The organism is Nocardia barduliensis, from assembly GCF_013315795.1.
GTDB lineage: Bacteria > Actinomycetota > Actinomycetes > Mycobacteriales > Mycobacteriaceae > Nocardia > Nocardia barduliensis.
Map to the genome: position 1 here is coordinate 1 of NZ_JABLTE010000221.1, position 3,486 is coordinate 3,486.

Annotated in this window: 3 protein-coding genes and 1 pseudogene; all 4 read left to right on the plus strand. The window is 72.4% G+C overall.

All coding sequences use genetic code 11. The features are described from left to right. Positions 1 to 555: pseudogene (locus HOV91_RS38560) on the plus strand (cutinase family protein); the annotation flags it as partial. Continuing rightward, positions 552 to 1,697, plus strand: a complete 1,146-nt coding sequence (locus HOV91_RS38565; RefSeq protein ID WP_174190110.1) for a lipase family protein — start codon at positions 552 to 554, stop codon at positions 1,695 to 1,697. The pseudogene HOV91_RS38560 and the gene HOV91_RS38565, both read left to right, overlap by 4 nt. Before the next feature lie 103 nt (positions 1,698 to 1,800). Continuing rightward, positions 1,801 to 2,547 carry a DUF8176 domain-containing protein gene (locus HOV91_RS38570; RefSeq protein ID WP_174190111.1) on the plus strand — a complete coding sequence of 249 codons (747 nt, stop codon included), beginning with the start codon at positions 1,801 to 1,803 and terminating at the stop codon, positions 2,545 to 2,547. 70 nt (positions 2,548 to 2,617) lie between these two features. Continuing rightward, on the plus strand, positions 2,618 to 3,486 hold an 869-nt coding region (locus HOV91_RS38575; RefSeq protein WP_217441601.1), incomplete at its 3' end, for a hypothetical protein.

Genomic DNA, 3,486 nt, shown 5'->3' on the forward strand with positions numbered 1-3,486 from the left:
GCCGATATCTGCGTCGAGGGTGACCTGAGTTGCTCGGCACCCGATCGCGCCGCCCTGTTGCGGGTAGCCGCGCAGGTCGCCGCCCAGGCGGATCTGCGCGACCCGGTGGCCGCGCTCGGCTCGATCGAGGCGCTGCTGTCAGGTGTGCTCGGTGACGCCTGGACCACCGTGGTGAACAACGACTTCCGAATCGGCCCCGGGATCGTCGATTACGTACCCGCGACGAGCCTGGCCGACCGGCTCACCGACGCCTCCGACCCCCGCACCCCACGACCCGGCCCGGACGAGACGGCCGCCGCGACCGCGCGGTGGGGACAGATCACCGGAGTCGTGGCCGCAGACCCGCTCGGGCAGTTGCCGAAATTGGCCGGGCAGTTGTCGGCTGCATGGGGCCAGCTGGTCGGCGACAACGCCGATCTGACGAACCCGGGCGTGTGGCTGCGCTACGCCGACATACACGGCCGCCACACCGGCTACGCCGCCGCCGGACAACTCGCCAGCGGCATCGCGTGGATGACCGCACTGGCCCACGACCTCGCCGGGAGCCACCAATGACCACCAGCAGCAACGACTTCTACAACGTCACGACCCTCGACGGCCACCGCCCCGGAGACCTGGTGCGCACCCGGCCGGTGTTCGTCGCGCAGCTGAGCGAGGCGCGGGGGGCGTGGCAGGTCGTCTACGCCACGGCCAACGCCCGCTCCGAACCCATCGCGGCCTCGGGGATCGTGCTGGTCCCCGAGACGGTCGCCGCCCCCGGTGACACCGCGATCCTGGTGTACTGCCCGGGGTTTCGCGGCCTGGGCGGTGTCTGCGCGCCCTCGCAACTGCTGGCGATCGGTGCCGAACCTGACACCGCCGGGATCGAGGCAGCCTTGGCTCGGGGGTGGGTGGTGGCGATACCTGATGGCCAGGGACTCGGGCTCACCGGAGCAGGGCCGCACACCTTCCTCGCGGCGCGCGCTGGTGGGCGGGTGGTTCTCGATCTCGCGCGGGCGGTCTATCGGGGCGCGAACCTCGGTGTCCCGGTCGCGCCGGTGGTGGCCTGGGGATACGCCGATGGCGGGCGTGCGGTCGCCGCCGCCGGGGAACTTCAGCCGTGGTACGCGCCCGAGGTGGACCTGCGCGGTGTCGCCGCCGGAGCCGTCGCCTCCGACCTCGCGGCCCTGGCACCCGCGTTCAGCCGAGGCGTGGGCGCGGGACTCGGGCTCGCGGCGCTGATCGGGCTCTCACGCGCCTACGACCAGCTCCCGCTACGCCATGTCCTGACCGAGGACGGAAGAGGAGCGGTGGACGAGGCACAGCACCTCACCGGTAGCGAACTGCTGCAACGGTTCCCGCAACCGGTGGCGCACTGGTGCCGCCGCCCCGACCCTTGGAACGATCACTGGTGGCGGCGGGTGCTGGCGATGGAGACCCTCGCCCACACCAGGCCCGCGATGCCGCTGCACCTCTACCACGGCAACAGTGATGAGATCGTGCCCGCGAACGCCGGGCGGCGCACCCTCATCGCCTACCGCCAACGCGGCACCCGGGTCAGCTGGCGCGAGTACAACGCCGGACACCACGCCACCGCGGCCACCGCCACCAGGGACGTCCTCGCCAGCCTCGCCGGGGGCATCACCGGCCGGCCACCACCCAAGCCTGGCCGGCCGATCGGCGAGGGCGAGCACAGCGAGCACGCGAGCCGCCCCTGACCCCTCCCGAGGGGAACCCTGCCCGCACCCCGAACCCTCCCGGGGTGCGGGCAGGCCCGGGGAATCACACAGTCCGCGAACTACTCCTGAGGAGGCGAGGTGAATGACACACCGCAAGAACCCCGGTGACGATCCGTGGGCCTGGCTCGACCAACCACGCACGGGACCGGACTTGCGTCTCGTGCCCAGCCTGGACCCCGGTCTCGATTCCGAGACCGGGGCCGAGCCAGGTTCGCGCCTGTCGGTGCGGCGGGACCGCTGGCTGGTAGCCGTGGCGCAGACTCCTGACGCGCCCGACACGGGTGTTGGGGTGCTGGGGTGGATCGATGCCCGGAAGCGGGTGTCGTGGCGCGTGTGGGCCGCGCTGGCGGCCAGCGTGGCCGTACTGATCGGTGTGGTCGCCGTATGGGCCAGTGACACACGCGACGCCGGTGATCCCGTGCGTGCCACGGCGGTACCGCCGAGCGCCACGTCGACGGCCGAGGGGGCGTGCACCGGGCTGGCGGGGGCCGTGGTCACCGACCGTCGCGCCGACACCACCGCGACCGTGGCGGGAGTGATCGCGGCGTTCGAGGCCGCCTACTACATCGACCGCAACGCCGAGACCGCGATGCGGCTGCTGGCACCCGAGTCCGGCATCACCGCCGATGGACTCGCCGCCGGGATCGCCTCGATCCCGCTGGGCACCATCCATTGCGTCGCGGTAACCCCGATCTCGGAGTCGACCGCGAACGTGCATGTAGTCGAGCTGCGCCCGGACCGGCAACGCATGGACTACCTCCAGCTCATCAACACCCGCCCCGGCGAAAGTGGCGGCCTGCTCATCAGCAATGTCCAGAGGCAAGGATGACCACCACTCAGGCCCCCGTCCCCCGACCACTCCCGCGCGATCGGATCGCGGCGGCCACGAGGGTGTCCTCATGACCGCCGCAGAGCCGGTTCCGGGCTCGCAGGCGCCGCTGCTGATCGCCCTCGCAGGCGTGAGCCCTCGCGTGGGCACGACCACCACGACCGTCGCGTTGGCCTCGGCCTGGCGCGGCCCAGGGGCCGCGCTGGTGGCCGAAGCCAATCCCTACGGCGGGCAGCTCGCCGACATGGTGGGGGCCGACCCGTATCTCGGGTGGGCCAGCCTGGCTCACACCCTCGACCACACAGGCACTTCTGCCGAGCCGGGCCGGGTGCTCGAGCACCTGCAATACCTGCCCAACGCTGTGCCGATGCTGGCCGCATCACCGGGCCGTGACGCGACCCGCACCGCCGTGACCACCGCAGTGCTGGCCGACCCCGAGGCCCGCTGGCGCACCCTCGGGATGACGGTGTTCGCCGACTGCGGTGTCCCCGACCCGGACTCGGCCCTGGATCCGATCCTGGCCGCCGCCGACGCCTGCCTGGTCGTGGTCCGCCCCGCCTACATCGACCCCGCCCGCGCCGAGCGTCGCATCCTGCGGCTCACCGAGCACTGCCGTACCCGTGGCGTGCTACTCGTCGGGGAAAACCTGCGCAGCGACTTCGCCGACGCCCTGCTCCTGCCGCTGCTGGGCACCCTGCCCACCGCACGCGCCTCGGCCGAGGCACTGATGCGCGGGACTCGCCAGCCGCGTCGCGGTCCTCGCCTGCTCCCGGCCGCCCGCACCATCAACGCCTCACTGCGCGCACAACTGCGCCCGACGCACCCGCCGACGAGCGCACCACATCGGTTTACTCGCCCGCCGACGCGCCAGGACAGCGCGCTCGTTCGCCGCCGCTCCGATTCCACACCCACGGTGTACCTACTCGACCCCACCACGAC